The sequence below is a fragment of the uncultured Campylobacter sp. genome (assembly GCF_938045405.1).
Lineage (GTDB): Bacteria > Campylobacterota > Campylobacteria > Campylobacterales > Campylobacteraceae > Campylobacter_B.
In genome coordinates, this window is sequence record NZ_CALIMW010000084.1 from 1 (window position 1) to 1422 (window position 1422).

At 44.2% G+C, this 1422-nt stretch carries 1 protein-coding gene; it reads right to left on the bottom strand.

The features are described 5' to 3' along the window. Positions 1-689 precede the first annotated feature (689 nt). Entirely contained in the window at positions 690-1328 is a 639-nt protein-coding gene (locus Q0140_RS03195) for a DUF417 family protein (RefSeq protein WP_297961799.1), read from the bottom strand. Positions 1329-1422 lie beyond the last annotated feature (94 nt).

Sequence of the window (1422 nt, forward strand, 5' to 3'; positions counted from 1 at the left end):
TAAGCGCGGATGAAATTTTAAGCTTTATCGAGAGGAAATTAATCGAGAAAAATTAGGAAGCGCGTAAAAATTTAGCCTTAAATTTGAGCTAAATTTTATAATAAAAAAGTAGGTTCTCTCTTTAAATTTGTCGCTTTGGTCGTGCCTTCCAAATATCTGCGTAGAGTGATACTCAATTGCTCATTTGCCTCCGGCTTTTAAACTTTTTGGAAGCCCTATCGGTATGCGGCTCTCTAAACTAGCTCGACCGGCTTTGACCGAGCGGGCATTTAATTTCTAGCTTTATCGACCTCTATACGTGCCTATCGGTGCAAATTTCAGCGCATCCATCGACGCCGACTACCTCTATCCATATCTGACTGCAAAATTGCGAGCATCACTTAAAATCCACATTTACAAAGCTTGCACGGCCCGCATCTAAAAGCACGGGCCATATCGCCTCAATCAAGACGCTGCGAGGAGCAAATCGGAGAATTTAGAAAGACGGCCGCAATTAAGCTCTTTTGCTCCAAAGAAATTAAACCGCAGATCAAATCTAGCGGTAGCGCGCCGCGAAACACAACGGGAAAATTTATGCTACGTACGTATTTTAAGCTTGCAGGCAAAACTACAGGAGCGTTAAATTTAGCGCTCGCGGCGGTAAAATTTAGCCCTGCGCCCGCCGCGAGGTAGAATTTTAGCTTTATAATTTACTTCGAAAGACTTTGTAGCCATCTTTTAGCCGCATCCGCAGCCGCTATCAAACCGCCGCACATCATTATCAGATCCTTTATCACCAGCCTGCCCGCGCCCGAGAGATACGGGAAGCCGTGGTTCGGGCTCTCCGTTATGCCGAGGGCGGGATTGCCCAAATTCGGCACCCAGGTTTCGGGCGTCGTTATCAAAAACGATAGCGTAACGATAGCCATACCGAAGGTCAAAAGTCCGCCTACGACGCCAATTTTAGGGAACCATATGCCAAGCAACATCAAGATGCCGATCGAGCAAATCGTCGCGCCGATAATGTAAGAAGCCGTGTAGGTGCCGTTTGATTTATGCCATTTGATATTATCCGGCACAACTAAGCCTTCGGGGTTTTTGTGCAGATTATACTCCGCGACCATTTTGCCCTTACCGTTATCGACTATGTCTTTATTTTTCATCAGATAGCTGAAAAACGGGCTATTCGTGACGAAAGGCACGATACCGTCCGCCTCATACTGCACGACTTTTAGGCCGCCTATCCAGATCATGACGACGAAAATTGCAAACCTTATACAATTTACAAATATGCTTTGCGAATTGGACAGGCAATTAAGCACCTTATATAGGAGGGAATTTTGATCCATCTGTGTTTCCTTTGCGGTAAAATTGATGCGATAGTTTATCAAAAGAGGGTTAAATAAGTCAATAGTTTTTATAAAATAATACTAATATTGTTTT